Genomic DNA, 24,437 nt, shown 5'->3' on the forward strand with positions numbered 1-24,437 from the left:
AGGGGAAGTTTAGTTTATCTTATATTTTGTCAGAACACAATGTGGATGATATATTATGTGTTATATGGAAGGTATTCCATCTCTATATTGCTTTTAAGTTTATTTACATTTAATAGCTCACTTCAATTTATTACTTCACAAGATTAATAGCCATTTAAACGCGATTTAAAACCGTTCACTGTTAACCAATGAAATCCCTAAAGTTTTACTAAATTATACAAATGAGCTTCAACTGAATTTGTTGTATAAAAAATAAGATATACTTCTATTCGGTACATTAATTGAAGTAATGTTGTGATTTTATTAGTAGAGCTGAGGTCTTTTTGGTATTCTTTTAGACTGAACTTGTCATAGGACAAGTAACGGAATGAATAGGATTATTTATATTTGTATATCATCGTGGATGGTTTTGCTTAGAAGAGATAAAGAAGAGTAAGTACATGAGATTAAGAGATATAGTTTGTCCTAATAAGTAGAGAATAACCGATCCTATAAAGACTTCAGCTAAGCGATGAGTATTCATTAATCTAAGTAAACAACATTATGGAAATAGGGATCGTCGAAGACCCAAAAGTAAAAAAGCACTTGCCTTGGCTAGCTGCATTAGCCATCTTTATGCAAGCGCTGGATGGAACTATACTTAATACCAGCTTGCCTTCTATAGCGAAGAGTTTAGGAGAGTCTCCCTTAGAGATGCAGAGTGTTATCGTGTCTTATACTCTTACTGTGGCTCTGCTTATTCCTTTGAGTGGCTGGTTAGCAGATCGCTTTGGTACACGTAATATGTTGATGTTAGCGATTGGTATTTTTACCGCAGGCTCTCTGTTTTGTTCTATAGCGAATACCTTAGATCAACTCGTTTTGGCACGTATATTTCAGGCTATCGGTGGTTCTATGTTAGTACCTGTCGCTCGTCTAATTTTAATATACGCTTATCCTAAAGATCAGTTGTTGAGTATTATTAACTTTATTACGATACCTGTATTGATTGGGCCAATGTTAGGGCCTACAGCAGGAGGATTCTTAGTAGAGAAGTTCTCTTGGCATTGGATATTTTTAATCAATCTGCCTGTGGGAATTATAGCTCTTTTCTGGGCGAGAAAGGTTGTGCCTAATTTTAAGAATACAGTAGGCAAATTTGACTTGAAAGGTTGGTTGTTGATCAGTGGAGGACTGACGACACTTACTTTGATTATCGAGCGTTGGAACTCACCACAGTTTACAGCAGTAACTTTATTGTTGTTAGCCGTGCTGACTATAATCTGTGTGATAGGCTATATTCGATATGCACAGAAGACTACAAAAGCCTTAATTAGACTGAGCCTTTTAAAAATAAAAACGTTGAGAATAGGGCTGGTAGGTAATCTTGTTACTCGTTTTGGTGTAGGAGGAATGCCTCTAATGGTTCCTTTATTACTACAAGTCGGCTTTGGGTATTCTGCTTTCTTTGCAGGGTTAATGATGATTCCTCAGGCAGGCTCTAATCTAGTGTTTAGAAACTTTGTAGTACCTATTGTACGCAAGTTTGGTTATCGAAATACATTGATTGTCAATACAATATTGACCGGAATAATCATCTCTTGTTTCTTCTTTATCAATAAAAATACCCCAATGTGGATATTGGTGATCTTGATGATTTGCAATGGAGCATTTAATGCAGTACAGTTTACTTCTATGAATACCATAGCATTAGCAGATTTAGACAGTGATACATCGAGTGAAGGGAATACATTACTCTCTGTTACTCAGCAGTTAGCGATTAGCTTAGGTATTTCTATTTCAGCGATGATCTTAGTGATGTTCCAAAATAGCAGTATTGGGACCAATGATCAAGGAATAGACGTGTTTAGATACACCTTTTTAGTCATGGGAATTATCACCATCTTATCTAGTCGTGTATTTGCAAGATTAAATGTAGAAGCAGGAGCAAGCCTAGTCGAAAAAAGAGAATACAAGGAACCAAAACAACAAACAAATTAACGATACCATGGACAGATTATATTTTAGACCATTAATCATAGAAGATAAAGAACAATTATTATACATCTACTCTGATAAAGACGCGATGCAATACAGAGGAAGTAAACCTCTTGAGACGATAGAAGAAGCAGAGAATATGGTGCTTCAAGCTCATAAAGAATGGGACAGTAGAACCAAAATGAGAATGGCGGTGATAGAGAAAGATACAGAGGTATTAATCGGAACTGCGATGTACTTCTTTGAATCTCCAACAGCTGTAGAAATAGGCTTTTCTATAGGAAGAGACTTCTGGAAATATGGTTATGGACAAGAGGGAACAGAGGGCTTAATGGAGTTTATCAAAGCTAATGAACCTGAGGTAACTACTATAGTGGGCATCGCCCGTAGTGGAAACGAAAAGTCTCTAAAGATGATGGCAAATATCGGCTTCGTAGAAGTATCAGATTACGAGGTAGAAGGAAAGAGAAGGTTTGAGTTAATGGTTAACAGTTAACGGTTAACAGTTTACAGTTTTTGCCTTCGGCAATTAGGATAGCATATCATGTAGAGCCGCATTATTATGCGTGTCACACAATCTAAGTGCTTAAAACACACACTAGATGTTTACTTCATGTTTTGTATTAGGTTTGAATTATGGAATGTTTGTCTTCGGCAATTAGGATAACATATCATGTAGAGCCGCATTATTATGCGTGTCACACAATCTAAGTACTTAATGTTTTATGTTTCGCTTGAATTATCAAATGTTTGTCTTCGGCAATTAGGATAGCATATTATGTAGAGACGATTACTATGATATAAACAAATGATAATTCGTAAAATTTACTATGTTTTTATAATAATATTTCAATAAAACCAGGCATAGGTGTATTGGAGGGTAGTATTAGCTATCCTCTACTATTTTATAACGCTATTGTATAATTAAGTTCTTTAGATTACTTGTTTTTCTACATACATTTTCCTGTCTCTTACACAGGCACATATGCGATGTATTAGTTTATTTCTAACACTATTTAATATTGACATTTTATGTTTACCTTCCTCTTGTTTTCTCTCATAAAATGTCTTTATTTCTGGGTCAGATTGAACACAAGAAACAGCACATAAATGAAGTAGTCTTTTTAAATCTTTATTAGCCATAAAATGGACTTTGTTTTTTCCTCTAATACTTTTTCCAGATGTATGTTGAAATGGTACCACTCCACAGTAAGAGGCTAATTCTCTTGAGGTATTAAATGTAGTGAAGTTTTTAGTATAACAAATTAGAGCGATAGCAGTTCTAGGCCCAACTCCTCTAACTGATGTTGCAAATTGATATACCTCAAGTATCTCTTGATTCTCTTTAATTAGTTTATCTAATTGGTTATCAATATCTTCAATAATATTTTCATAAAGATTTATAATCTTATTATCGTTTTCAAATAAGGTATTGTAAATTTCTTTATCAAAAAGTTTTTGTTCTTTAAGTCTTGTCTGAATAGCGCTTTTAGAAGTAAGATACATTCTACGTTGTTTAGAAAGAGCATGTAGTTTATCTAAAACAATTTTAGATCCACTAAATAACATAGCCTTATCTTGAAATCTATGAGCATACATAGCTATCCTTTGAGAGTCGATTTTATCATTTTTACCTTTTTGAACGCCACTACTTTTAATTATGCGTAAAGGCATTTCAATCCATAAATTACATTTATTGCTTGATAGTATATCAACTAAAAAGTTTTTGTAAATACCTGTATGTTCCATACAGATTAATGTTTTTTCTAGACTTGCTTTAAAACCTTTTATCCAATCTATCAATTCATCAACTCCTTTTTTTGAGTTATTAAATTGATTGTGTTCTAAAGTAGTTAGGCCATTAAATAATGTGGCATCGAAATATTCCTTTGAAATATCAATTCCAACAAAATGATTAAATTTGTTCATAAGATGATTATTTTATTACAACCTATACTAAAATGCTATCTATACCTTATACTAGACCACTACGTCTTAATTACTATCTGATGCTTTTTTAGTAAAACCAACAAAGTCCTAAACGTCTCATAAGACCAAATCTTTGCAATACAAACTGGTTCACTTTGTTGGTTAGGTTGTATCATTATACTTCTATAAAATTATCATTTTCTCATTCAACAAATCTAAAGGCAATATTTTGCGTGTCACACAATCTAAGTACTTAATGTTTTATGTTCCGCTTGAATTATCGAATGTTTGTCTTCGGCAATTAGGATAGCATATCATGTAGTGACGCATTATTATGCGTGTCACACAATCGCTATCACGTCTTGTATGCTGTGCGAAGTCTTCCGACTTCGCACCCATTTCAATAAAAACACCTTACCTTTACTACCTCAATAAAATACACCCCATGAAATATTATTGGAAAGATATCACAGATGAACGTAAACAATGGAAAGCATTAGAATTAACCGTAGAAGGATTAACACCTCCTACAATGCAATTATTGAGTGGTTCGAATTGGAAGATGAAGTTGGTCTGTGAAGATAAACCAGTGATGTGGGGACTAATCAGCAGAGACTTCTGTGATATAGGATTAGTAAGAACTTTCGAAGAGGAGAGTAGACTGATTAAGAATATCAATTCCCAAGAAGTAGAGAAGCGCAAAGAGCTATCAACTGAAGAAAGACTAAAGTCATGGTCTCGCTATTTTGCGGAAGAAATGGTGTCATCAGATAAGCACTTCTTTTATGACTCTATTTGGCTTTTTGAAGGATATAAAGACTTTGCCTCACCACCTAATTATGGAACGACTGTAGCCGTAGAAGATGACTTTGATGCCTTTACTTATGCCTCTTGGGATAGAGAGTTGTTATACTCACGTCAAGTAGTTGAATACTCCGGTCGTCTAAAATGGTGGCGCAAGAAAGCGATAGAGGGAACACTACCGCCTATATTCGCATGGCACATCCCCTCTCTTGGAGGATATTGGATTATAGATGGCAACTATAGATTAAGAGCAGCTATCTTAGAAAAGAAAGAAATCCCAGTAGTATTAGCCTATTCAGGAGAGTATAAAGAAGCTATTATGAACCCTGATTATCAGCGAGGAATATTACATTCTTTAGCTAAATCAGAAGGTAAACCCGTAAGTCCACAAACAGCAGCGTCAATGAATCAGCATTTGGCTCAGGCTTTTGACGATAGACCTTATTTCCAACAAAAAACAGTAGCTCGAGTAAAGATCAAGTCCAATGAAGAATGGCTCTCAGAGGTAACAGAATATCTAGAACGCATTGATTATCCTGAAAGAGAGAAGTATATTAAGCAGTTACAAGATGAGCTGTAATTTTACTATAGTTTTTGTGATTTTGGTCTTTTGTTGTTTCGTTCAAGTAAATTGTCTTTTATAAACCAATATCTTTACACTATCACAAATCCTCACAATACTCCATACGTTATGTCCTTCCGAGCCTGCGAAGAATCCCATCCTATCGGCACACAATGGTAGGGATGATATACATCCTCACAATACCCCGTACGCTATGTCCTTCCGAGCCTGCAAAGAATCCTATTCTATAAGCACACAATGGTAGGGATGTATTACATACATCCTCACAATACCCCGTACGCTATGTCCTTCTGAGCCTGCGAAGAATCCCATCCTATCGGCACACAATGGTAGGGATGTGTTACATACATCCTCACAATCCCCGTATACTATGTCTTTCTGAGCCTGCGAAGAATCCCATCCTATCGGCACACAACGGTAGGGATGTATTACATACATCCTCACAATACCCCGTATGCTATGTCTTTCTGAGCTTGCGAAGAATCCCATCCTATCGGCACGCAATGGTAGTGATGTATGTAATACATCCGCAGTATAATTAAGCATGTTTTTTACTAAATACACCCCTTAATTGCTTTAAAAAAACCCTAATCAATTCTAATTAACTATAATTACAAGCTATTTTTAGTCCATAAAACCTCTTTTAGCCTCTTATCCATTAAAAAAGGATAGTTTTTTATTTTTACCTTATTTGTATATGTTTCTTATAATTAGGTGCTTATGTTTATAATACATAAAAATATAAAATAATCAACCTACCCTAATCCCAGTAAAGACGCTTCATAGAGTGATTTCCTTCAACACTTCTTCAACATTTCCCCAAGAATGCTCTAGTTAAGAGGCTATTTGTTGAAGGAATATTGAAGAGATGTTGTAGTGGTCTTGAAGAAGTAGGTATGACGAGGAGGGAGGATATAAACTGTAATATTGTTATTTAAACCCCTTTATTCCGTTATTTATTTTAGGTTGTAAAATTGTATCTTTCGGTCTTGAAAGTGAGATTATAAAAACACAGCATACCAAAACAACAAAACCACAAGAGAATCGCTATGAGTAAAGATATATTTTATACTGAATTAGAAGAGTTTGTAAGAAAAGGGAATACTAGAAGATTACTTCTCTTACTTAAGGAAACCCCTTTAGAGGAAAGGCTTAAGTACACTAAGAAGATTTCTAAGTTAGGGAAATACTATCAAGAGTATGTACCAGAGGAGGGCAATAGGAATTCGTATGGATATAGAGGAAATAGTGAGCAGCGATCAGCTGTGAGTGTGGCGGTATTGGCTTGTTGTACATATAAAGATTTTACGGGAATATGGATTATTAGTGAGGAGGAGTTTAAGCAAGTATTGGATTGGTATGTGCCTGATTGGTTAGGTGATTATATCAATGATTCGGCTAGAGAAGGATGGGTGAGAGCGCCTTTTAATGAGATAGGCTATTTATATGAGTCTTATAAGAAAGGAGTATTTAAGACCCCATTGACAGAAGCGACTTGGGCGACTGTGATGGTCAATGCAAGTAAGGTTGAATTATTTGATCAATACCCTGAGTTGTTAGAGAAGGAGTTTTGGTATTTGTTTGATCATGAAGTGAACATTAATCACTACTCATGGGATGAGGTCATCGCAACATTAATAGAACAAGGACGATTAGATAAACAACGCATTGTACAAACTGTTATTCAAGGAGCATTGACTCATACGAATCAAGCGTTGTGTGGATGGAATGTGAATTTGTTAAGTAAATTGTCTCTTGCTGATCATGAGATCTTGTCGTTTCAGGAGGATATCTTCCAATTGTTGAATAGTCCATTGTCTAAGGTGGTCAATGAAGCATTGGACATCTTGTTTAAAATAGCGAAAGACAAGGCTTTTCACGTAGAGGCTTTTGTTAATAGTCTGCCTATATTAATGAGCAGTACCGTTAAGGCGACGATCAATAAGGCGATGCGTATCGTGGCTGTATTGGATAAAGCACATCCTACCTATAAGGAGGCGAGTGCTGTTGCTATCGTAGGGGCTTTGCATATACAGGATCAAGCGATGCAGACTAAAGTAGCGAAGCAAATCGTGAAATATGCTCAACCTAATGAGGAGCTGGCAGTGCAATTAGAAGCTTATCAAGAAATGATGATGAGTGAGACGAAGACGTTGTTTAGTGGATATATGAGTGTGCAGGAGAGTGTAACGCTTGCGGAGGCTGTAGTAGAGGGAGAAGCGGAGCTAGTGCCTATTCAGGCTATTGCGACAGTAGAAGATTTGATTTTCCATTGTTCGGCTTGGAAGACATTGGAGAGTGACTATGCCTATGAGCAAACCATAGATGCGATTATTAGACTTCAAGGAGAATTAAAAGCAGAGCACATCGATCAATTATTACCTGCTTTTGATAAGGTATTTAAGACCTTTAAAGATTTGTGGTCAACGAGTACGATACAGAACGCTATGGCTTTTTGGCTGTTAGAGTGGGCGCGTATGTTGATTGCAGATCCTACTATAGAGACTACAGCATTAGACAAGCTGTATCACAAATATGCTAATGCAGAGATATATACCAATAGTGGAATCACGCTAGGAGAGGTAAAGTTAGAGGCAAGTAATCGATTTAGTTATTACTATGCTGCTTTGCGCCCTTATCTGACAGTGTATTACTACAGTTTACAATTGGTAAAAGAGAAGCGTATTTTCCCAATATTGAGTTTGCCTACACATGAGCCTTTTTATATAGATAGTAGGGTATTGGTAGATCGATTAGTAGCTTATCAAAAAGAGGGAGAATTAGTAGATGCAGTGGATTTACAGATTGCATTAGCACGTATAGATAAAAATACAGAAGAGGCTGGGTTGACACTAGCTCAGCAACAACTAAAAGGGGAGTTGCTAGCGATATTTGAGTTTTATTTAGGTAATGGAGAGGTAAAAGAAGAGTCAGCAGATTACTATGATATATGGAGAGTAGCGGCAGCGTTAAAGTACCCTCATCAACCCTTAGAAAGTTTGACGAATGAACGCTATACCAAAGAGCAACAAGAATACTGTGCAGGTTGGTTAGGAAACTGGGAAGTGATAGAAGAGTCTCATACGTATAAGGATTGGGATCATAAAACGAAGACGCAGATAGATAAGGTATTTACGCATAAGAAACTGAAGTTTGAGCAGATACCGTATGATATTAATTTGTCTTTAATCTTTAGCCGTATTAATAAAGCGATGCCAAAGACAGAAGTAGGTGATCGTATGGGGTCTGCAAATCTAATGGGCTTGATCATGTACCAGATTAGAGATACTAAAGTGAATTTAAGCGAGTCTTTATTGGCTATTAATCCTAGACAGTTAGATCCTATTTACTTAGCTGTGGTAGAGAAATGCCTGCATTATGGTGGTAGTGCTACCTTCGAAGTAGCAGAGAAGAAATTGCTTCAAGGGATGTTTACGTATCTGTTGCAAATGAATAATGTGGTCTTCTCAGAGCAATTCTATTTGTTCTTTGGGCTTGCATTGATATGTGATGATAAGGTAACGCGTGCTTTCGTAGCAGAATATTGGATCAAAGAGGCACTTCGTCTAGATCAACAAAAAGTAGGTCATATCATCGGTAAAGTAGAGGCAAAAGAATATGTGACGATTAAGCGTTTGACTGATTCTATACAAGGGTTTATGATGAATGTGAGTGTGCAACATAATCAAGCATTGCAGTTATTCATAGAGAGTATTTTAGAGCAATTAGGAGCTAGTCCTATTAAAGGTCTGAAGACTCTATTAGAGCAGTATGTAGAGGTGCTTCATACAAATAACGCTAAGGTGACTAATCCTACAGTTATTGCCTTGATAGAAGAGTGGAGTAAGGTTAGCGCTACGAAGAAAATAGCAGTGACACTACGAGGACAGTTCGCTTAATTACGAATTTCGAATTGGTTCGCTTGTTCCGGATCAAAAGGTTGAATAGTTTTATTGGTTCCATTTGGATCAGAGATAATAGCAGGGTCTAGAAATACAAAGCCATTTAGATAGTTAGCAAAAAGAGCTAGTTTATTTTGGATAGGTTGATAGACTAATCCAAATTTAGGAGAGAGTGTAGTCTGACTCGTCTTTTGATTATTTACTGCTGAAGTACTTCCTTCTAGATAGTCAAATCTCAAACTTGCCATGAATGAGAAGTTAGGAAGAATATTAGTTACATTAGATATATAAGAGCTAAAGGTCTGCGTCTTCGCTTTGTTATGTATGTAATTACTATTGGATAAATTAGTTTCAATGGCATCTTTAGATAAATCCCCTGTGTCAGACTGATTGGCTAAAGAAATAATGCCATGCTCTATATAATCACCATCTATACTAGAAAACTCTTTAGATAAATAGTCTAATCCGATTAGTATAGTGTTGTCTAATGAGCCAATGTTATACTTACCTGTTATATTCTGTTGGATACTAAATATGTTGGTTTTTGAGTCTATTTTAGAGATGTAACGGACAAAGTTGTCTGTGGTGCCGATGTCTTCAAAAAGTATATCATATCCCTTGCTTTGGGTGTTGTTTTTATTGATAATGGTATTGGATGTCCAGCGGTCATTGATTTTATATTCTAATTTGGCTTGTGCTGTAAATGTTGGGTTTTTTAAGGTTAATTCATTACTAGTATATGCTTTTTTGTAATTTGCTTTAAATAGGTCTAATGATTCAAAGCTCACGGGCATATATCTAGAGATAAAAAACATAGGGGCGTGGGCTCCTTCATTAGCTTTATACTGAAAGTCAACGTATAGTTTTAGTTTTTCATTAATATTGTATTGGATAGATGGGGCTAAGAAGAAAGATTCTTTATAACCAGCATCTTGAAAAGTGTGCTGCTTGTGATATGCTGTGTTTAAACGTATAAAAAGCTTTTTATGGATAGGGGTATTGATGTCTAACGATACTCGATTAAGGTTGTTTGACCCACCGATATAGTTCAATTCACCCCCTAATTGTTCATAAGGTTTTTTGGTTATCACATTGATTAATCCTCCATAGGAGATTACATTCCCCCCCATACAGTGTTCCGTTAGGACCTTTGACTACTTCGACTTGTTCAATATTAGCGATATCTAATGTACTATTAGTAAAGCTAGGCATACCATTGAGTAAGTTTGGTTGGAATGCAAAGCCTCTCATTGTATAATATTCTCCTCCTGTGACTCCTACACCTGTTGATTCCCATACTCGTACTAGCCCGGTAGCATTCTGTAAGACGTCTTTTATGTTAGTCGTTACTTGATTCTTCATAGTTTGATGAAGGATGATATCGGCAGACTGTGGATTCTCAATATAAGTTAGGGGTATTTTAGAAGAATAACCTTTTTGCTGTTGAGTAGTGGTGATTACTACTTCGTTTATTTTTTGATTGGTTATAGTGTCATTTGATTGAGCAAATAGAGGCGCATAACAGCATACAGATGCTATTAAAAAAAGGTGTTTCATTATTCTAAGTGTCGTGTTGTTATGTTATCGCAAATATAGAATATTAAACTACCTAATAATAGTGTGAAGTCTTGATTTTACGATAGTTTATGAGTGGTGTTCGCTTTTAAAACTATTTTAGACAGAGCTTTTATTAATAAGTATAAAAAGAATAGTTTTGTCAATTGTATTTCTTTTTAGAACTATACTTAGTGTAGAATTTTTTAATAAGAAATATAGACTATTAAGACTATAAAATACATACTATGACTAAACACGTTAAGGCTACAATAATTGGTTTTTGTGCTATACTACTATGGAGTTCTATTGTAGGACTTATTAAGGAAGTGAGCTATTCATTTGGCTCTACAGGTGGTGCAGCGATGATTTATACTGTAGCAAGTGTGTTTCTGTTGTGTACTACGAAATGGGTACCGCTGTCTAAGTTTCCTCGTCGATACTTAGTTTATGGTGCTATTTTGATGGTTGCTTATGAGTTATGTCTAGCGTTGTCTATAGGTTATTCTACTAGTAGTAAGCAAGCGATAGAAATAGGAATGGTTAATTATCTGTGGCCAACTTTTACTATGATAGCGACTGTTCTTTTTACTTCAAAAAAGGCGAATTGGTTAATCATTCCTGGTGTTGTAGCTTCATTAATAGGCATTATTTGGGTTTTAGGGGGAGAAGAGGGGTTTAATTTATCTGAGATGTTTGTAAATATTAAGACTAACCCACTGAGTTATGGATTAGCTTTTTTAGGAGCTATTCTATGGTCAGCATATTGTGTAGTTACTGTTCGTTCAGCGAATGGAGTGAATGGAATAACGTTTTTCTTTATGTTGGTAGCGTTAGTATTGTGGATGAAATATTTTATTATGGAAGAGCAGGTAGAAATGCTCTTTACGCTATCTTCTATTGTCTATTTATTATTAGCTGCTTTTGCTATGGGATTTGGTTATGCAGCATGGAATGTTGGGATTTTAGAAGGCAATGTAACGATATTAACTGGGGCATCTTATTTTATACCAGTATTATCATCAGCTCTTTCTTCAGTATTGTTAGCGACTCCACTGGGAATATCTTTTTGGCAAGGGACGGTCATGGTGTGTATTGGTTCAATATTGTGTTGGTTCTCAACAAAAAAAGTAGAGACAATTAGTGGAGAGAAATAAGTAAACAATTGCTAGATAGTTATAAACTGAATTTAAAACTCTAATTTTGTCATTAGAAGATAATGTGAATAGGTATTATGGAAAAAGAAAGTAAAGTGAATGTTGTTCTTTTTGATAAGGCAGTTGAGCTGTTAAGTAAAGAGCATGAACTAATCAAATGGCCGTTAACAAAGACAGCAGAAGGTAATTTTATCAAAAACTTCGGTGAAGAGATAGGAACTTTCTTTATCCGTCATTCATATCGCTCAGGGTGGCGTTTTGGTATCAATACTTTTGATCAGGTATTTCATTTACATAAAGAGAACTTCAAAACACATAATAGAGAAATCTATAAACAGGGGTACTATATTATAGGTACGGGTCTTCACGAGGATTTGATTGTTCTTAATTTGAATACAGATACAGTAGGATATGTTAGTTCTGAAGCGTTTTACAGAGGAGAAGCGGAAGTAGATATTAATGTATTGTTTAAAGATACAGGGCTAGATATGGGAACGTTTTATTATCGATCTATAACTGAGCAAGAGACGTTTTATAGTTGTGCAGAGGATGTAAGGTAGATTGTTTGTAATATGAAATTGTTTGAAATAGAAGAAGTAAGTGTGTTTCTCGAAAAGAAATTTGCTGATGTTGATAAAGATATTATCTCAGAACTATTATTAATACCTTATAAAGGAAGTAAAGAAGAAGTTTTAAGGTTAAAAGAGTACTTAAATATTACTATTTTGCCAGAAGAGTTTGAAGATTTTATAATGAGATATAATTTAGGAAACTTAACCTTGGCTAATATACAATTTGGTAGTGGAGGAAATTATATTAATAGGTTAATAAACCTCAATAATAAAGATAACTATTGGTATCAAGATTGTTTAAGTATAGATGCTATGGTTGTTGGTTTGGGAGATCCTTATACTATACTTCTATCTTTAAAAGAGGGAGTTGTTTACGTTGTCTCTTCTGAAATATCTTTTGATGATAAAGTTATAGTAGCCCCTTCATTTGATAGTTTTATTCAAGGGTTAGGTACTTCAATATATGCTAAAGCAAGTGGTAAGGAAGAGTCTTTTTTATCTTTAATAGAAAATGAATTTGGTGTTAATACACGTTTTTTTTGGGAAGAAATACTTTATTAAAGCTTTTACATAGAGATTATAAATTTAGTAATTGTCTTAATTGTACTAATAGATGTTCTAATAGTACAAATAGATAAATAATCTTCATTTTATCTTGTTAATACTATACTGTTTTGGGGTGTTTTGGTATAAAAAAACTTTTGTAGCTCAATGATTTATTTATCTTTGAAGCCAACAAATTAACTAACCAAACATGATAAATATAAAAGCATTATTAGTAACGGGTATGTTGCTATTAGGCGTATCGTATTAGCCAAACGAATAGTAAACCTCTTACATTCGGAACAACAGATCAACTACACTCTACTGTCCTAAGTGAAGATAGAACGATTAATATCGTTTTGCCACCAGATTATAATACGAATGATACTATTAAGTATTCTGTCGTGTCGTGTATATCTTAGATGGAGGGGTAGAAGAGGATTTTATACATCTGGCAGGGTTAGTGCGTTTTAACTCACTACCTTGGATAGCTCGTTTTCCTAATTCTATTATCGTAGGGATAGAGACGATCAACCGTAGAAAGGATATGACTTTTGCAGTAGATAATCTAAACTTCGTAGAGAAAGCAGGTTTTAGTAAAGATATGTTCCCGGAGTATGGTAGAGCTGAGGCTTATACAGCATTTTTAGAGTCTGAATTGATTCCATATATAGAGAAGAATTATAAAGGAAGTAGTACTCGTACTGTAATAGGAGAGTCATTAGCAGGACTGTATTCTACGTATGTGTTAGAGTATCATCCTTATCTATTTACAAACTATATTATTATTAGTCCTAGTCTATGGTGGGGTGAAGAGAAACTATTAGACAAGACACATACGTGTCTGATAGAGAAGATAAAACAACCTGTGAATGTATATGTAGGGGTGCCTAATAAGGAAGAGGATGTGAAGATGTATGAGTATGGGGAACAACTATTCAAGACACTTCAAAAGAACAAGAATATCAAGTCTCACTTCGACTATCTACCTGAGGAAATACACTCAACAGTGATCCATCAGGCGGTGAACAACGCATTTCAAAAGTTGTATCCAAGTACATATTTCTCTAAGTAAGAGAATATAAATACATTAAAGCTACTCGATAAGGGTAGCTTTTTTATAGGATATTGTGTTGAAATACTTATCTTTAGTTTTTGTAAATGATAGTAATTATGATGAGATATTGTTTTTTAATTTTATTTGTGTTGGTGGCGTCTGGCAATAGTATGGCTCAGAGTTACGACAAAGTATATATAGAAAAAAAGGATGTAGATGTAGACAATGCTATCTATAAGGTGGGACGTACTTTTTATTATTCTTATAAGATTCAAAACAAGGAAGGAGATAGTTTATTTATAGATGCAAAGGATGCAGAGAACTTGACTTCTGTTAAAGATGAGGCACTGCCTGATCAGTTTAAAATGGAGGTTATAGCTCCTGAAAAGGGTAAAAGAACGAATAAAAGACAGACTGAAATAAGATATAGCTTTGAACCTATGACTGATTTTAGATCTTCAACAGGATTGGTAGAGAATGAACAGAATGTATGGTTACACCCAATGCGTTCCCATTTCTTTAAAGCATTAGAGACAGCTCCATTTCCTTATGTTCACTTAGGTAAGTCTGTAGGTTATACTTGGTCAGATCAGATGATTATAGGTGATTCTTGGTCTAATCCAGTGTGGGGAGAATGGAAAGGAAAGCTCTTGTTAGACTATACCTACAGGATAGAAAAACAAGAGATGGTTTCTACAGCTTTAGGAGATTTGTCTTGTCTTAAGGTGGTTTCTACAGCTAAGTCTACTTTAGGGGAAACAGAGTTAGTGTCTTATTTTTCTGAACAATATGGATTTGTGAAGATGGAGTATAAGTTGCTAACTGGGCTAAAAATAGTAATAGACTTAGTAAAAGTAGATGGCTTCTAATGGGATAATAGAGCGTATATCAAGTAGGTTTTCTCTATTTTTGTAAATAAAAAAGATGAGTAATGCTGATCAGATACATGACTATACCATAAAAGATATCCTTCGATTATTAGATCAGGAGTATCAGGATAGTGGTATCTATGTAGATGTACAGACTTCTTTTACAGATAATCCTTTAAAATATCCTTATCGCAATGAGAATTATACTTTGCTCTTTGTGACTCAAGGAATGATCACCGTACAGGTAAATCTGATAGAGTATCGGTTAGAACCTGGTACCATAACGATTATTCCTCCACAGATGGTTATTCTGTTTAAGGAGTTTAGTCAAGATATTAACTTTATTGCTATTAGCTTTGATCGGGCTTTTGCGATAGAGAATACACATACCCAAAATGAGAAGAGTACTTTCGTCTTACTAACGCCGAATACAGTAACTAAATTAATGCTGAATCAAGAGCAACAAACTTCTTTATTAAGTCTGTGTACTTTACTCAATCATAAGAATACCCAAAAAGGGAAGTCTGCTAATCAAAAAGAAGCTATTAAGCATTTATTTGCTTTGTTTTTATTGGAATTAGTAGATGCGAGTCATTATAATTATAAGGAATTAAAGAGTAATTTGTCTCGAAAGGAAAGCCTTACTATTCAGTTTTTAGAGCTTCTTCAGCTTCATTTTAAATCAGAGAAATTGGTTCGTTTTTATGCTGATAGACTTTGTGTTTCTGAAAGCTATTTAGCTAAGGTGATAAAGGAGATTACGGCTAAGACTATTGGGGAGTTAATAGATGATGCTGTAATAGTTGAGGCACAGTTACTTTTGGCTAACTCGACATTGAGTATATCAGAGATAGCAGAATCACTTCATTTTAATACTACTTCATTCTTTGGTAAGTTTTTTAAACGAAAAGTAGGTTGTTCTCCTCGAGAATATCGAAAAAGAATTTGATTATAGGATATAATAAGAGTGAATTAGAACAATTTTGGACGGTAAATGTTCTTTTTTAATCCTTCAGATTGTTTAAACTTTGCCCTGTTTATATAACATAGTAACGTTTATTGATAAAACAAACTGAAATGAGTAAGCATTATATCACTTGTCAAAAGTGTAAAACAGAGAATGTCAATAGTGATTATTGTACGAATTGTGGAGAGATAATCAATGTGGTTTTACGCCGTCAAATGGAACAACAAAGAGTTGTCAATGAAAGAATACAAAAAGAAGTAAATAGAGAACTAACTAGTTTTGAGAAATTTACTCGTAGAATGCTCAAGCACCCCAATCCTTTTATCAGAGTGCCAGCTATGATAGTCAATGCTATATGGGTGGTAGGGGTATCTATCATGGCTGGGATAGCTTATCTTATTGGATTTATAGCAGCATAGTAGGTCGTTTAGTTTTTAAAAATTAGAATGAGAGGAGCTGTTACAACTTGTAATCGTTCCTCTTTTATACTTGTATGAAGAAAACACTTTTCTATATAGCCCTTTGTATTTCTGTTGTTATCTATGTTTTGCAGAAATCTCATATTGCTTTACCTGCTTGGGTTAACAATTATGTCAATGATTTTCTGACTCTACCGTTGGCATTGAGTATCTGTCAATACATATTGAGGAAGTTAAAGAAGCAGGCAGATCTTCTATTACCTCTATCGCTTATCCTTTTTGTGGTTTTATATTATAGTGTTTACTTTGAGTGGTATTTACCTCAGCACAATCCTCGTTATACGGGAGATTGGTTAGATTGCGTGATGTATTTTAGTGGAGCAGGTGTATTTTATCTTCTTAATAATACTGTTTTATTCCGCTTTCGAAAAGAGAATCGCTATAAATAGCTAACTATTATGTGGTGGTATTTCTTTACTTTGTATAAGTAATAGTTGGGATAAATCCCTAAACATTGATATCTATAAATTCGTCAGTATGTTTTATTATCTCAACCCATTAGTGACCATTATTTCAGTCTTAGTAGTTCAAATATTAGGGTATTTAATCTTCTATAAAAAGGGAATTAAGGGTAGAGATATGCATTATCTGCTCTTATTTTTTTCTTATTCCTGATTGTTTTTCCTTCTGTATTTGTCTCAAAATTATATCCAATAGATGAGTTCTCTGGCTCTCGATGTGGTATGGTTGACCTAGGTATATACCTGTTTTTTTGGTTTATAGGGATAGGAGGAATGCTAGTAATACATCTGCTTTTTTGGGCTATAAACAAGTTTTTTGTACAGATAAGGGTTAGAAACTACGCCAAACTAACCTTTCTTTTAACTAGCTTTACTTGTGTTAGTTATCTTTTTATATATTTAGTTTTATTCTGTATTTTGCTTATTTACAGTGTTTTGTGTAAGTGCGTTGTTTTGATTATGGAATGACTACTCTTACTGTATTTAGAGCATTTTAAAGCCTTCTAATGAAAGATTTTCATTATTACACTTCCTAATAACTCTTGTGAGGTGTGGTGCTTCTAGTGTTCTTTGTAATACTTTTTACTGTTTTGTTAATCGTTTTGAGAAGTAAAATGAGGTGTTTTGGACCTCTTTTAATACTATAATAGCTATCTTAGTATGGCTTTTTAATACAATCACACTTCTTTTTTTGCGCCTCCTTTATATTTTAAATAACCCTTTTTTGGTAGAGTAGCTAGAGGTGCTTTACCCTTTTTTGTGCTTCTATTTGGCAGAAGTATAGTTGTGGTATAATTCCTTTTTAACCTCTGTTTACTTTATCAATTAGGAGAGGTCTAGTCATTTTATCAAGTTGAGTATTGTTGTTTTTTGTCATTCTGTATTTCTCTGTTTAAGTCTTAATAAGGTATTTGTATTGTGAGTCTTTTTTACAATATAGATAAGTCTTGTTTCTATGTGTCTTGTTGTTTTGTTTTTTAGTGTAATAAAGACATCTTGTTTTATGTTGGTGCTATTTTATCAGTAAATTATTTTGTTGAAATTGTTATTGATGCTTTGTGTTATTCCTTTAGTGTTTGTGTAAAGTAGAATATATATGATTTTTATTGTTGTGTAAATTATAACTATTCGGTTTGGTGTATTGGATGTTTTTTTATTGTACAAGGTGATTAGTTTAGGAGAGTTTAAGTTTTTAGTCAGGTAGTTTCTTTGAGGTATTAATTTTATGTGCTGCTAATTTGGTTGATCTGACTTACTTTTTTAAAGATTGTTATTTTCTTTTATTACGGTAAAAAGTACTATTGTGTTATTAGATCTGCTGTGCACTAATTGTAGTTCTATTTGTTTAATGGGCTTTAGTGATAAGCAATAAAGAAGAAGGGAAAGTATGTGTTTTTTTAATACATATATATAAGAGAAGAGTGGGAGATCGTGTCTGGTAGTTTTGTAAAAAAAGGGTGTTTTTGTGTTCTTATACCAATGCTTTTTTGTGTTAGATAAGGAGGTGTTTTGTATTCTATTTAAGAAGGGGGTGAGCGATTTTGTGTATTAAGTTATGTTGATTATATAAAGTTTTACTTTAAGTCTTATTTAACTCAAGTGAAGCTTGATGTGTTTTAAGGAGATGGTAGATGTTTTGTTTTTAGGGAAAAGGTTTTTTGTCAAAATGGCAGTCTTTTTAGGAGATATTTTAATGTCATTTTTACTTGTTAAAAATGCTATTTTTAAAGTGAAAATACTTTTTGTTTGAATAAATAAGTATTTAAAGTAATATGATTTAAAACTTTATATGATTCTTGTAAATTTCTGAATATTAATAATTAATAATTTATTGTTTTGTTTTGCTTGTTTTTGTGTTTGATATTGTTGTTGTGATTACTATATTTGTAACAACAATATTTAAGTGATGAGTAGTATAGAGAAGAGTTTTAGGGACTTTGAGCAGGTTTCAAAAGTATGAAAAAAAGCATTAGAAACATATTCTGAAGTGGAAATTTCTAAAAATGGATCAGTAGATCATTGGTCTTTAGGGCAGATTTATTTACATCTAATTAATTCTACATTGTATTTTCAAGGCAAGTAAATTGAGTGTTGTGTGAAGACGAAAAACAACTGTAATAAGAGAAAGAATTTTAAGGGGTTTATGGTCTATACTATATTAGGTAAATTTCCTCCTGTGAAGATAAAAGTACCTGCTTCGGATGATTATACTCCTATCGCTCCAGTTCGTAAAAAAGAAGTCGAATTAGGATTGCAGAAGGTTGACGAAATGATGTGTGTTTGGAAAGAATTATTAAAAAATGATTTGGGAGGAAAAACACCACATCCCGGCTTTGATTATTTAAACGCTAGTGAGTGGTTTAGATTAATACCGATGCATTGGACGCATCACTTAAGACAAAAATCAGATAGAGATAAAGAATCTGTTTAGTGTTTTAAGTGCTTTTATGTTTTGTGAAAAAAATGTAATAATTATTAATGAATAAAGTAATATGATTGATCAAGTAAGCTTCCCGTTTAATACTCCTGAAGAAAGTTCTGGATATTTGTTATGGCAAGTAACGATGTTATGGCAACGTACTATGAAAAGAGAATTGGATAAATTAGACATTACACATACACAGTTTGTTTTGATGTCTGCTTTGGGATGGTTGTCAAAAGAGGAGAGTAATGTTACACAAATAGATATTGCTAATCACAGTAATACGGATCGTATGATGGTGTCAAAAGTACTTCGAACCCTCGAAGAGAAGAAGGTAATTAAGCGTAAAGATCACCCTGTGGATACACGTGCAAAAGTGATTACTTTAACTCCGAGTGGAGTGGAACTTTTACAAAAAGCATTGAAGGTTGTGGAGGAAGTTGACAATACTTTTTTTAATGTATTGGGACCCTATCGTCCTATTGTTGATCTTAATTTGAAATCATTGTTTGAGAATCACAATCATTCAGAGAGTACTTCGACGAACGATGAGAAGTAACGTTTCTTAGGCGTGGTTTTTTGTTTGATTCAAAACAAGTTGTTTTAAGAGTTTGTTTTTGTTTGAATGAGTAAATGTTTGGCAAGTGTGTAAAGTGTTTTAAAATACCTTTTAAAATGCGTTATGAGGTGTGTGGGTTGCTTGTTTTGAATTGAGTTTTAGAAGACAATTGTGTAAAATAAAAAAGCCAAGGATAAGATTTCTTGGCTTTTTTGTTGTTAGAAGTAACATGAGTTGTAGTTTAATTATCTAACTTCTATTGTAGTTTCTTTATCTAGGCGATTTTTAGGAGTTACAGATGGTTGGTTAGTATCTTCAGAATTTCTGTATCCTATTGCTACAGCAAAAACACTTTTGTAAACTCCATCTTCATTGATAATCTTATCAAACTCTAGGGTATTAATACCCTCCATTGGTGTTGCATCAATTCCCATTGTACCACAAGCTGCTAAGAAGAATCCTAATGAAATATATACTTGATTTTTTAACCAAGCTGTAACCTCTTCTTCCGATTTAGGTTTTAGAAAATTATTGTAATACATTTTAGAACCTTCAGCTGCATTTTCTAAACGCAATTTCTCAAAGTATTCTTTTGTACTTAGTACATTGAACACAATTAAGTGACTAGCATCTTCTATCTTTGTTTGATTAAAAGCTGAGTTACTTGCTAATAGATTTTTTACTTCTGTGCTTTCAACAATAGTAAATTTCCATGGTTGGCTATTAATCGATGAAGGACTTAGTTGTAGTATATCTTTTAATTGTTCTATTTTGTCACCACTTATTTTTTTAGTAGAATCATATTTTTTAGTCGTGTATCTACTTTTAGCAATTTCTAAAAAGCTCATTTTTCTAATATTAAATTAAACTATCATTTTTATAGTTGCAAACTTAAGTATAGTGATTTATATTTGCAATAACGGTCAAAAAGTATAGTAACTAATGTATAGTATAGACGATAAAGATTATCCTTGTAGTACGAGTGTGACGATGAGGTTTATAGGAGGTAAATGGAAAGCTGCAATTATAAAGTACCTTGCCGAAAAAAAGAGATACAGTGAGCTTAGAAAAGATTTGGTCAATATCACAGAGCGTACTTTGAGTTTACAACTTAAGGAGTTAGAAGCAGATGGTATTGTCATTAGAACAGTGTATACTAGTAAGCCTCCTCTAAGAGTAGAGTATGAATTGTCTGATTTTGGAAGAACATTGCTTCCTCTTATCCAGACTATTTCTGATTTTGGAAAAGAGATTATCAAGAATAATGACAAGGTGCACGTGGTGAGTCCACCTCCTTGTTCCCTAGAATAACTTAGAAAGGATATTACAGAGATGTAGTATCTTTTTTTTGATTCTGTGTTTAGGGAAAAGGAATAAGTGTTATTTTAGGTGTTTAAAAATGAATTGGTTATGGAGGGAGTAAAAGAACCTTTTGTGTTTAAAGGATTCCAATATGAAGATTTAGACTATGCCATTGAAAACTTTGTGAATGAATATGACTTGCCTTTAGATCCTAAGAAACTTGCGGAAGTAAGGAATGTGGCTGAGATGTTAGATTTAATAGTTAGCTATTTTAAGCAAGAGAAAAAAGAAGACTGTACTTCTCAACAAGCTTTTTATAAACTGAGAACAATTCTTCATAAGTATACAAATGAGTCTGATATAAAGCCGAGTACTCGATTAGAAGAATTATTTCCTAAACAGAATCGTATTGAGAATATTAATAGGGTAGAAGAAGATTTAGGATTTAAGTTACATATCTTAAAAATGAAGGATGACGTTGTTACTATACTTGTGGTTACTTTTTTAGTGTTGTTTGTATTGTTATTTTTTACAACATTGTATGCAATGTTAGGAGGAGTTATTTGGCTCTTTGCTTATAAAGTAGCTGAGGATTATAGGAAGGAGTTTAAAGTAGAGATGGTAGGTGAGTTGGTCAAACTAATGGTTGAGAAAAACTATTTTAAGAGTAGAAGAGATCCTAATACAATGAATGAAAAGGAGCTTAGAGAAATGATTGCTAAGTATTTTGCAGATTGTTTAGGTTTAGAAAGAGAAGAGTTCTTAAACGCTAAGTTCGGATAGGTAACTTAGTACAATATGTAAAAAGACAGGTATCGTTAAATATTCGGCTTTTTTGTTTTCTTTTTAGATTATAGGTAAGGTTTTTTATTGCATTTGTCCTGAATATAGATTTACGTAAAACGATTACTGTAAACTAAAAAGGCTATCCGAGTAATCAGATAGCCTTCATCTATTATATTCAATCAAATACTAAGGGTTTAACTTGACGATTTTCCCATCTCGTATTACAACTATTTTACTCTTTTTTTCTTTCTTAAAAGCGATCATATTCTCATAGGCAAGCTCTAATCCTTTTATGATCTTTTCTTTTCTTTTAGCTCTTTCTTCTGCTGTCATAATATTGTTTTAATGCATTAAACTTATCAGGATTGTGAATAGATATCAATTCTCCAATATGTTTTTCTGCGATTAGCAAATGATTCCCTTCTGAATTATCAAATATAAGACATTCATCCACTATATCTAAATAAATATCAAAAAGATTTATAATTCCATTTATGTAACGACGTTCAATCACATCTACTGGGATATTATGTCCACCTTCCTTAACCCTTTCTTTTACCCTTTCTTTCGCTAATTGAAAATCCTTAAGCCAAAAAAATAATAGCGTTACATTATATCCGTTTTCTTTTGCATATAAAATCTTCTGTTTATAGCTTTTGGTTGCTAGAGTTGTCTCAAATGAAAAATCTTCGTTATCCTTAAAGAGCTCGTTAATTCTATTAAGCATAATTCTTCCTGCTTCAAACGCTACTTTTTCTGGCTGAAATGGAGATAAGCCTTTAGCTATTTCATCAGCATTTACAAACTCTTTACAGTCTAAAATCTTTGGTAAAATGGTAAAAGAAGCAGTTGTTTTTCCTGCTCCATTACAACCTGCTATTATATATAGGTTCTTTTCCCTCATTCTCTTAGTTTTCATAAAGATACATTTACCAATTATTTAAAACAAAAGAATATTTACACTAAAATACTTTGTCTTATTCAATTGTGTTTGTAAAGAAAGTATTTCACAGTCAACTTTGTGAGGTTTTTATGTGTCTTCCTCGTTCCTTCATTTCCCTATATCCACTACTCTTAAAGAAATGTGAATGCCTATTTTATGGTAGTATAGTCAAGATTTGTGCTATTCTTGATGGAGAAGTGTTTTTACATTTGTACCGTTAATAAAGGGGGCGTGGCTAGTATGTGATTGGTTTTGATTTATTAACAACAGCAATTCTTAGAAATACCACTTTAAAGTATTTTGTAAAGAAAAGTGAAATTAGTGTCTATTCAAACCGAAAAGAATAGTACTGACCTAATCAGCGAGAATCCACACTAATCAAAAAACAGTTTAACTGTAAAGAATTACTTCAAGTTTCACAGTTAAACAAAAAAGGGTCTAAAAATTGTAGATACCTTTTTATCTGTTATAGTAGAGTATATATAGAATTAAAATGTAAAGCGATGCATGAATTGTCAATCGTGAAAGATATCTTTTCTACACTAGAAGAGCACTATGAGGCTAAAGTAGAAGATATTCAGAAAATACAGGTCACAGCAGGGTTGTTATCTAATGTACAGCCTGTGCTGATACAGAACGCCTTTGATGCCTTTATCATCGATAATGAGGTCTATAGAGACATGGAGTTAGAGGTGGTGGTCAATGATATCATAGCGCATTGTCACAGTTGTGATAAAGAATTTAAGGTAGAGTATCACCGATTTGTTTGCCCATGTGGTACTCCGTCAGCTGATATTGTACAAGGCAACGAATTATATATTTCAAAAGTAATATTTAAACAATCATTATAAATCATTATTTATGGCATCGAATCCAAAAAGTTTAGGAAATCGCGTAGGTTCATTACAATGTGATAATACCACATTACACTTGTTAAAAGCAAATGACTTTGTAGCTAATGCTATTAGAGAACGCTTAAAGAATGTTTGTGTTATTAATGTTTGTTCTTCTCCTGGTTCTGGTAAGACGACTTTAATGCAAGAAACAGGTAAACGTCTAGGAAAAGACTTAAACATATCAGTATTAGTAGGAGATCCAGAGACTGATAGAGATGCTGTTCGTATGAAAGAAGTGGGGTTAAATGCACTTCAGATCGTAACAGGAGGAATGTGTCATATTGAAGCACAGATGATTCTTCAAGCTTTAGATCATATTGACTTAGAAGGAACGGATTTATTATTCATAGAGAATGTAGGGAACTTATTATGTCCATCTGCTTTTGATTTAGGAGAAGACTATAGAGTTACTTTATTAGCAACTACAGAAGGAGATGACAAGCCGAAGAAATACCCTCGTATGTTTTTGACTAGTGAATTAATGTTAGTGTCTAAAGCCGACTTACTTCCTTATGTTCCTTTTACAGTAGAGAATGTAACGAAAGATGCTAGAGAGGTTAACCCAAATATCGAAGTATTGACGATTAGTACAACGAATGGAGAGGGAATAGACGAGTGGTGCGAATGGTTAAAAGAACGTGTAAAAGCTAAAAAAGCAAACGCAGCAGAGTAATT

The 24,437-nt window shown here is 33.7% G+C and carries 23 protein-coding genes and 1 pseudogene; 18 read left to right on the plus strand and 6 right to left on the minus strand.

Annotated features, from left to right (window positions below):
- Nucleotides 1-543 precede the first annotated feature (543 nt).
- Both mdtD and RT228_RS05500 read left to right on the plus strand, forming a co-directional pair.
- On the plus strand, nucleotides 544-1,980 hold the full coding sequence (mdtD, locus tag RT228_RS05495) for a multidrug transporter subunit MdtD (protein ID WP_006258261.1): 1,437 nt from the start codon (nucleotides 544-546) through the stop codon (nucleotides 1,978-1,980).
- 7 nt (nucleotides 1,981-1,987) lie between these two features.
- A complete protein-coding gene (locus tag RT228_RS05500; protein WP_006258259.1) occupies nucleotides 1,988-2,473 on the plus strand; it encodes a GNAT family N-acetyltransferase in 486 nt (161 codons plus the stop codon).
- A gap of 437 nt (nucleotides 2,474-2,910) precedes the next feature.
- On the opposite strand, the gene RT228_RS05505 is transcribed toward RT228_RS05500, so the two are convergent.
- Nucleotides 2,911-3,906 (minus strand): IS110 family transposase, encoded by a 996-nt coding sequence (locus tag RT228_RS05505; protein WP_006258258.1) that lies wholly within the window; start codon nucleotides 3,904-3,906, stop codon nucleotides 2,911-2,913.
- 445 nt (nucleotides 3,907-4,351) lie between these two features.
- On the opposite strand from RT228_RS05505, the gene RT228_RS05510 reads away from it, so the two are divergent.
- On the plus strand, nucleotides 4,352-5,290 hold the full coding sequence (locus tag RT228_RS05510; RefSeq protein ID WP_006258257.1) for a ParB/Srx family N-terminal domain-containing protein: 939 nt from the start codon (nucleotides 4,352-4,354) through the stop codon (nucleotides 5,288-5,290).
- A 1,052-nt stretch (nucleotides 5,291-6,342) separates the two neighbouring features.
- Nucleotides 6,343-9,192 (plus strand): DUF6493 family protein, encoded by a 2,850-nt coding sequence (locus RT228_RS05515; RefSeq protein WP_006258256.1) that lies wholly within the window; start codon nucleotides 6,343-6,345, stop codon nucleotides 9,190-9,192.
- Here RT228_RS05515 and RT228_RS05520 read toward each other — a convergent pair.
- Complete coding sequence (locus RT228_RS05520) at nucleotides 9,189-10,325, minus strand: TonB-dependent siderophore receptor (RefSeq protein WP_253113559.1); 1,137 nt, start codon at nucleotides 10,323-10,325, stop codon at nucleotides 9,189-9,191. The genes RT228_RS05515 and RT228_RS05520 overlap by 4 nt on opposite strands.
- Nucleotides 10,264-10,752 carry a TonB-dependent receptor plug domain-containing protein gene (locus RT228_RS05525; protein ID WP_233445996.1) on the minus strand — a complete coding sequence of 163 codons (489 nt, stop codon included), beginning with the start codon at nucleotides 10,750-10,752 and terminating at the stop codon, nucleotides 10,264-10,266. The genes RT228_RS05520 and RT228_RS05525 overlap by 62 nt, the downstream gene beginning before the upstream one ends.
- A gap of 245 nt (nucleotides 10,753-10,997) precedes the next feature.
- On the opposite strand from RT228_RS05525, the gene yddG reads away from it, so the two are divergent.
- The 10 genes and pseudogenes from yddG to RT228_RS05575 all read left to right on the plus strand — a co-directional run bounded on the left by yddG (nucleotide 10,998) and on the right by RT228_RS05575 (nucleotide 19,835).
- Entirely contained in the window at nucleotides 10,998-11,906 is a 909-nt protein-coding gene (gene yddG, locus RT228_RS05530) for an aromatic amino acid DMT transporter YddG (RefSeq protein ID WP_253113561.1), read from the plus strand.
- A gap of 77 nt (nucleotides 11,907-11,983) precedes the next feature.
- The gene (locus RT228_RS05535; protein WP_016649117.1) at nucleotides 11,984-12,466 is read left to right on the plus strand and encodes a hypothetical protein; all 483 of its coding nucleotides are present in this window, start codon (nucleotides 11,984-11,986) and stop codon (nucleotides 12,464-12,466) included.
- Between the two features lie 12 nt (nucleotides 12,467-12,478).
- Nucleotides 12,479-13,039: an SMI1/KNR4 family protein gene (locus tag RT228_RS05540; protein ID WP_006261533.1), complete on the plus strand. Its 561-nt coding sequence runs from the start codon at nucleotides 12,479-12,481 to the stop codon at nucleotides 13,037-13,039.
- 193 nt (nucleotides 13,040-13,232) lie between these two features.
- Nucleotides 13,233-14,096, plus strand: a pseudogene (locus RT228_RS05545) (alpha/beta hydrolase).
- A 98-nt stretch (nucleotides 14,097-14,194) separates the two neighbouring features.
- A complete protein-coding gene (locus RT228_RS05550) occupies nucleotides 14,195-14,947 on the plus strand; it encodes a hypothetical protein (protein ID WP_006258250.1) in 753 nt (250 codons plus the stop codon).
- Between the two features lie 55 nt (nucleotides 14,948-15,002).
- A complete protein-coding gene (locus RT228_RS05555) occupies nucleotides 15,003-15,896 on the plus strand; it encodes an AraC family transcriptional regulator (protein WP_006258248.1) in 894 nt (297 codons plus the stop codon).
- Nucleotides 15,897-16,024: 128 nt separating this feature from the next.
- Nucleotides 16,025-16,333, plus strand: a complete 309-nt coding sequence (locus RT228_RS05560) for a hypothetical protein (RefSeq protein ID WP_006258246.1) — start codon at nucleotides 16,025-16,027, stop codon at nucleotides 16,331-16,333.
- Between the two features lie 74 nt (nucleotides 16,334-16,407).
- Nucleotides 16,408-16,782 carry a hypothetical protein gene (locus tag RT228_RS05565; RefSeq protein WP_051133862.1) on the plus strand — a complete coding sequence of 125 codons (375 nt, stop codon included), beginning with the start codon at nucleotides 16,408-16,410 and terminating at the stop codon, nucleotides 16,780-16,782.
- Nucleotides 16,783-18,949: 2,167 nt separating this feature from the next.
- A complete protein-coding gene (locus tag RT228_RS05570) occupies nucleotides 18,950-19,285 on the plus strand; it encodes a hypothetical protein (protein WP_225581957.1) in 336 nt (111 codons plus the stop codon).
- Nucleotides 19,286-19,346: 61 nt separating this feature from the next.
- Nucleotides 19,347-19,835 (plus strand): MarR family winged helix-turn-helix transcriptional regulator, encoded by a 489-nt coding sequence (locus RT228_RS05575; RefSeq protein WP_006258238.1) that lies wholly within the window; start codon nucleotides 19,347-19,349, stop codon nucleotides 19,833-19,835.
- A 245-nt stretch (nucleotides 19,836-20,080) separates the two neighbouring features.
- Here the strand turns inward: RT228_RS05575 and RT228_RS05580 are convergent, their stop codons facing one another.
- On the minus strand, nucleotides 20,081-20,683 hold the full coding sequence (locus RT228_RS05580; protein ID WP_006258237.1) for a nitroreductase family protein: 603 nt from the start codon (nucleotides 20,681-20,683) through the stop codon (nucleotides 20,081-20,083).
- Between the two features lie 94 nt (nucleotides 20,684-20,777).
- On the opposite strand from RT228_RS05580, the gene RT228_RS05585 reads away from it, so the two are divergent.
- Entirely contained in the window at nucleotides 20,778-21,146 is a 369-nt protein-coding gene (locus RT228_RS05585) for a winged helix-turn-helix transcriptional regulator (protein ID WP_006258236.1), read from the plus strand.
- A gap of 99 nt (nucleotides 21,147-21,245) precedes the next feature.
- Nucleotides 21,246-21,920 (plus strand): hypothetical protein, encoded by a 675-nt coding sequence (locus RT228_RS05590; protein ID WP_259638144.1) that lies wholly within the window; start codon nucleotides 21,246-21,248, stop codon nucleotides 21,918-21,920.
- A 189-nt stretch (nucleotides 21,921-22,109) separates the two neighbouring features.
- Here the strand turns inward: RT228_RS05590 and RT228_RS05595 are convergent, their stop codons facing one another.
- Both RT228_RS05595 and RT228_RS05600 read right to left on the minus strand, forming a co-directional pair.
- On the minus strand, nucleotides 22,110-22,256 hold the full coding sequence (locus RT228_RS05595) for a hypothetical protein (RefSeq protein WP_006258234.1): 147 nt from the start codon (nucleotides 22,254-22,256) through the stop codon (nucleotides 22,110-22,112).
- On the minus strand, nucleotides 22,234-22,827 hold the full coding sequence (locus RT228_RS05600; protein ID WP_006258233.1) for a zeta toxin family protein: 594 nt from the start codon (nucleotides 22,825-22,827) through the stop codon (nucleotides 22,234-22,236). Before RT228_RS05600 ends, RT228_RS05595 begins: the two co-directional genes overlap by 23 nt.
- 542 nt (nucleotides 22,828-23,369) lie before the next feature.
- Between RT228_RS05600 and RT228_RS05605 the strand changes: the two genes are divergently transcribed.
- Together RT228_RS05605 and hypB are read left to right on the plus strand one after the other, a co-directional pair.
- Nucleotides 23,370-23,717 carry a hydrogenase maturation nickel metallochaperone HypA gene (locus RT228_RS05605; RefSeq protein WP_131540990.1) on the plus strand — a complete coding sequence of 116 codons (348 nt, stop codon included), beginning with the start codon at nucleotides 23,370-23,372 and terminating at the stop codon, nucleotides 23,715-23,717.
- A 10-nt stretch (nucleotides 23,718-23,727) separates the two neighbouring features.
- Complete coding sequence (gene hypB, locus RT228_RS05610; RefSeq protein ID WP_006258231.1) at nucleotides 23,728-24,435, plus strand: hydrogenase nickel incorporation protein HypB; 708 nt, start codon at nucleotides 23,728-23,730, stop codon at nucleotides 24,433-24,435.
- The last annotated feature ends 2 nt before the right edge of the window (nucleotides 24,436-24,437 follow it).

Origin of the sequence: Myroides sp., from assembly GCF_032073645.1 — a bacterium.
In the GTDB taxonomy this organism is placed as follows: Bacteria; Bacteroidota; Bacteroidia; order Flavobacteriales; family Flavobacteriaceae; genus Flavobacterium; species Flavobacterium odoratimimum.

Bases quoted from the DNA above. Each gene is read 5' to 3' on its own strand.
- mdtD (WP_006258261.1), top strand. From the start codon at position 544: ATGGAAATAGGGATCGTCGAAGACCCAAAAGTAAAAAAGCACTTGCCT.
- RT228_RS05500 (WP_006258259.1), top strand. From the start codon at position 1,988: ATGGACAGATTATATTTTAGACCATTAATCATAGAAGATAAAGAACAA.
- RT228_RS05505 (WP_006258258.1), bottom strand. From the start codon at position 3,906: ATGAACAAATTTAATCATTTTGTTGGAATTGATATTTCAAAGGAATAT.
- RT228_RS05510 (WP_006258257.1), top strand. From the start codon at position 4,352: ATGAAATATTATTGGAAAGATATCACAGATGAACGTAAACAATGGAAA.
- RT228_RS05515 (WP_006258256.1), top strand. From the start codon at position 6,343: ATGAGTAAAGATATATTTTATACTGAATTAGAAGAGTTTGTAAGAAAA.
- RT228_RS05520 (WP_253113559.1), bottom strand. From the start codon at position 10,325: ATGGGGGGGAATGTAATCTCCTATGGAGGATTAATCAATGTGATAACC.
- RT228_RS05525 (WP_233445996.1), bottom strand. From the start codon at position 10,752: ATGAAACACCTTTTTTTAATAGCATCTGTATGCTGTTATGCGCCTCTA.
- yddG (WP_253113561.1), top strand. From the start codon at position 10,998: ATGACTAAACACGTTAAGGCTACAATAATTGGTTTTTGTGCTATACTA.
- RT228_RS05535 (WP_016649117.1), top strand. From the start codon at position 11,984: ATGGAAAAAGAAAGTAAAGTGAATGTTGTTCTTTTTGATAAGGCAGTT.
- RT228_RS05540 (WP_006261533.1), top strand. From the start codon at position 12,479: ATGAAATTGTTTGAAATAGAAGAAGTAAGTGTGTTTCTCGAAAAGAAA.
- RT228_RS05550 (WP_006258250.1), top strand. From the start codon at position 14,195: ATGATGAGATATTGTTTTTTAATTTTATTTGTGTTGGTGGCGTCTGGC.
- RT228_RS05555 (WP_006258248.1), top strand. From the start codon at position 15,003: ATGAGTAATGCTGATCAGATACATGACTATACCATAAAAGATATCCTT.
- RT228_RS05560 (WP_006258246.1), top strand. From the start codon at position 16,025: ATGAGTAAGCATTATATCACTTGTCAAAAGTGTAAAACAGAGAATGTC.
- RT228_RS05565 (WP_051133862.1), top strand. From the start codon at position 16,408: ATGAAGAAAACACTTTTCTATATAGCCCTTTGTATTTCTGTTGTTATC.
- RT228_RS05575 (WP_006258238.1), top strand. From the start codon at position 19,347: ATGATTGATCAAGTAAGCTTCCCGTTTAATACTCCTGAAGAAAGTTCT.
- RT228_RS05580 (WP_006258237.1), bottom strand. From the start codon at position 20,683: ATGAGCTTTTTAGAAATTGCTAAAAGTAGATACACGACTAAAAAATAT.
- RT228_RS05585 (WP_006258236.1), top strand. From the start codon at position 20,778: ATGTATAGTATAGACGATAAAGATTATCCTTGTAGTACGAGTGTGACG.
- RT228_RS05590 (WP_259638144.1), top strand. From the start codon at position 21,246: ATGGAGGGAGTAAAAGAACCTTTTGTGTTTAAAGGATTCCAATATGAA.
- RT228_RS05595 (WP_006258234.1), bottom strand. From the start codon at position 22,256: ATGACAGCAGAAGAAAGAGCTAAAAGAAAAGAAAAGATCATAAAAGGA.
- RT228_RS05600 (WP_006258233.1), bottom strand. From the start codon at position 22,827: ATGAGGGAAAAGAACCTATATATAATAGCAGGTTGTAATGGAGCAGGA.
- RT228_RS05605 (WP_131540990.1), top strand. From the start codon at position 23,370: ATGCATGAATTGTCAATCGTGAAAGATATCTTTTCTACACTAGAAGAG.
- hypB (WP_006258231.1), top strand. From the start codon at position 23,728: ATGGCATCGAATCCAAAAAGTTTAGGAAATCGCGTAGGTTCATTACAA.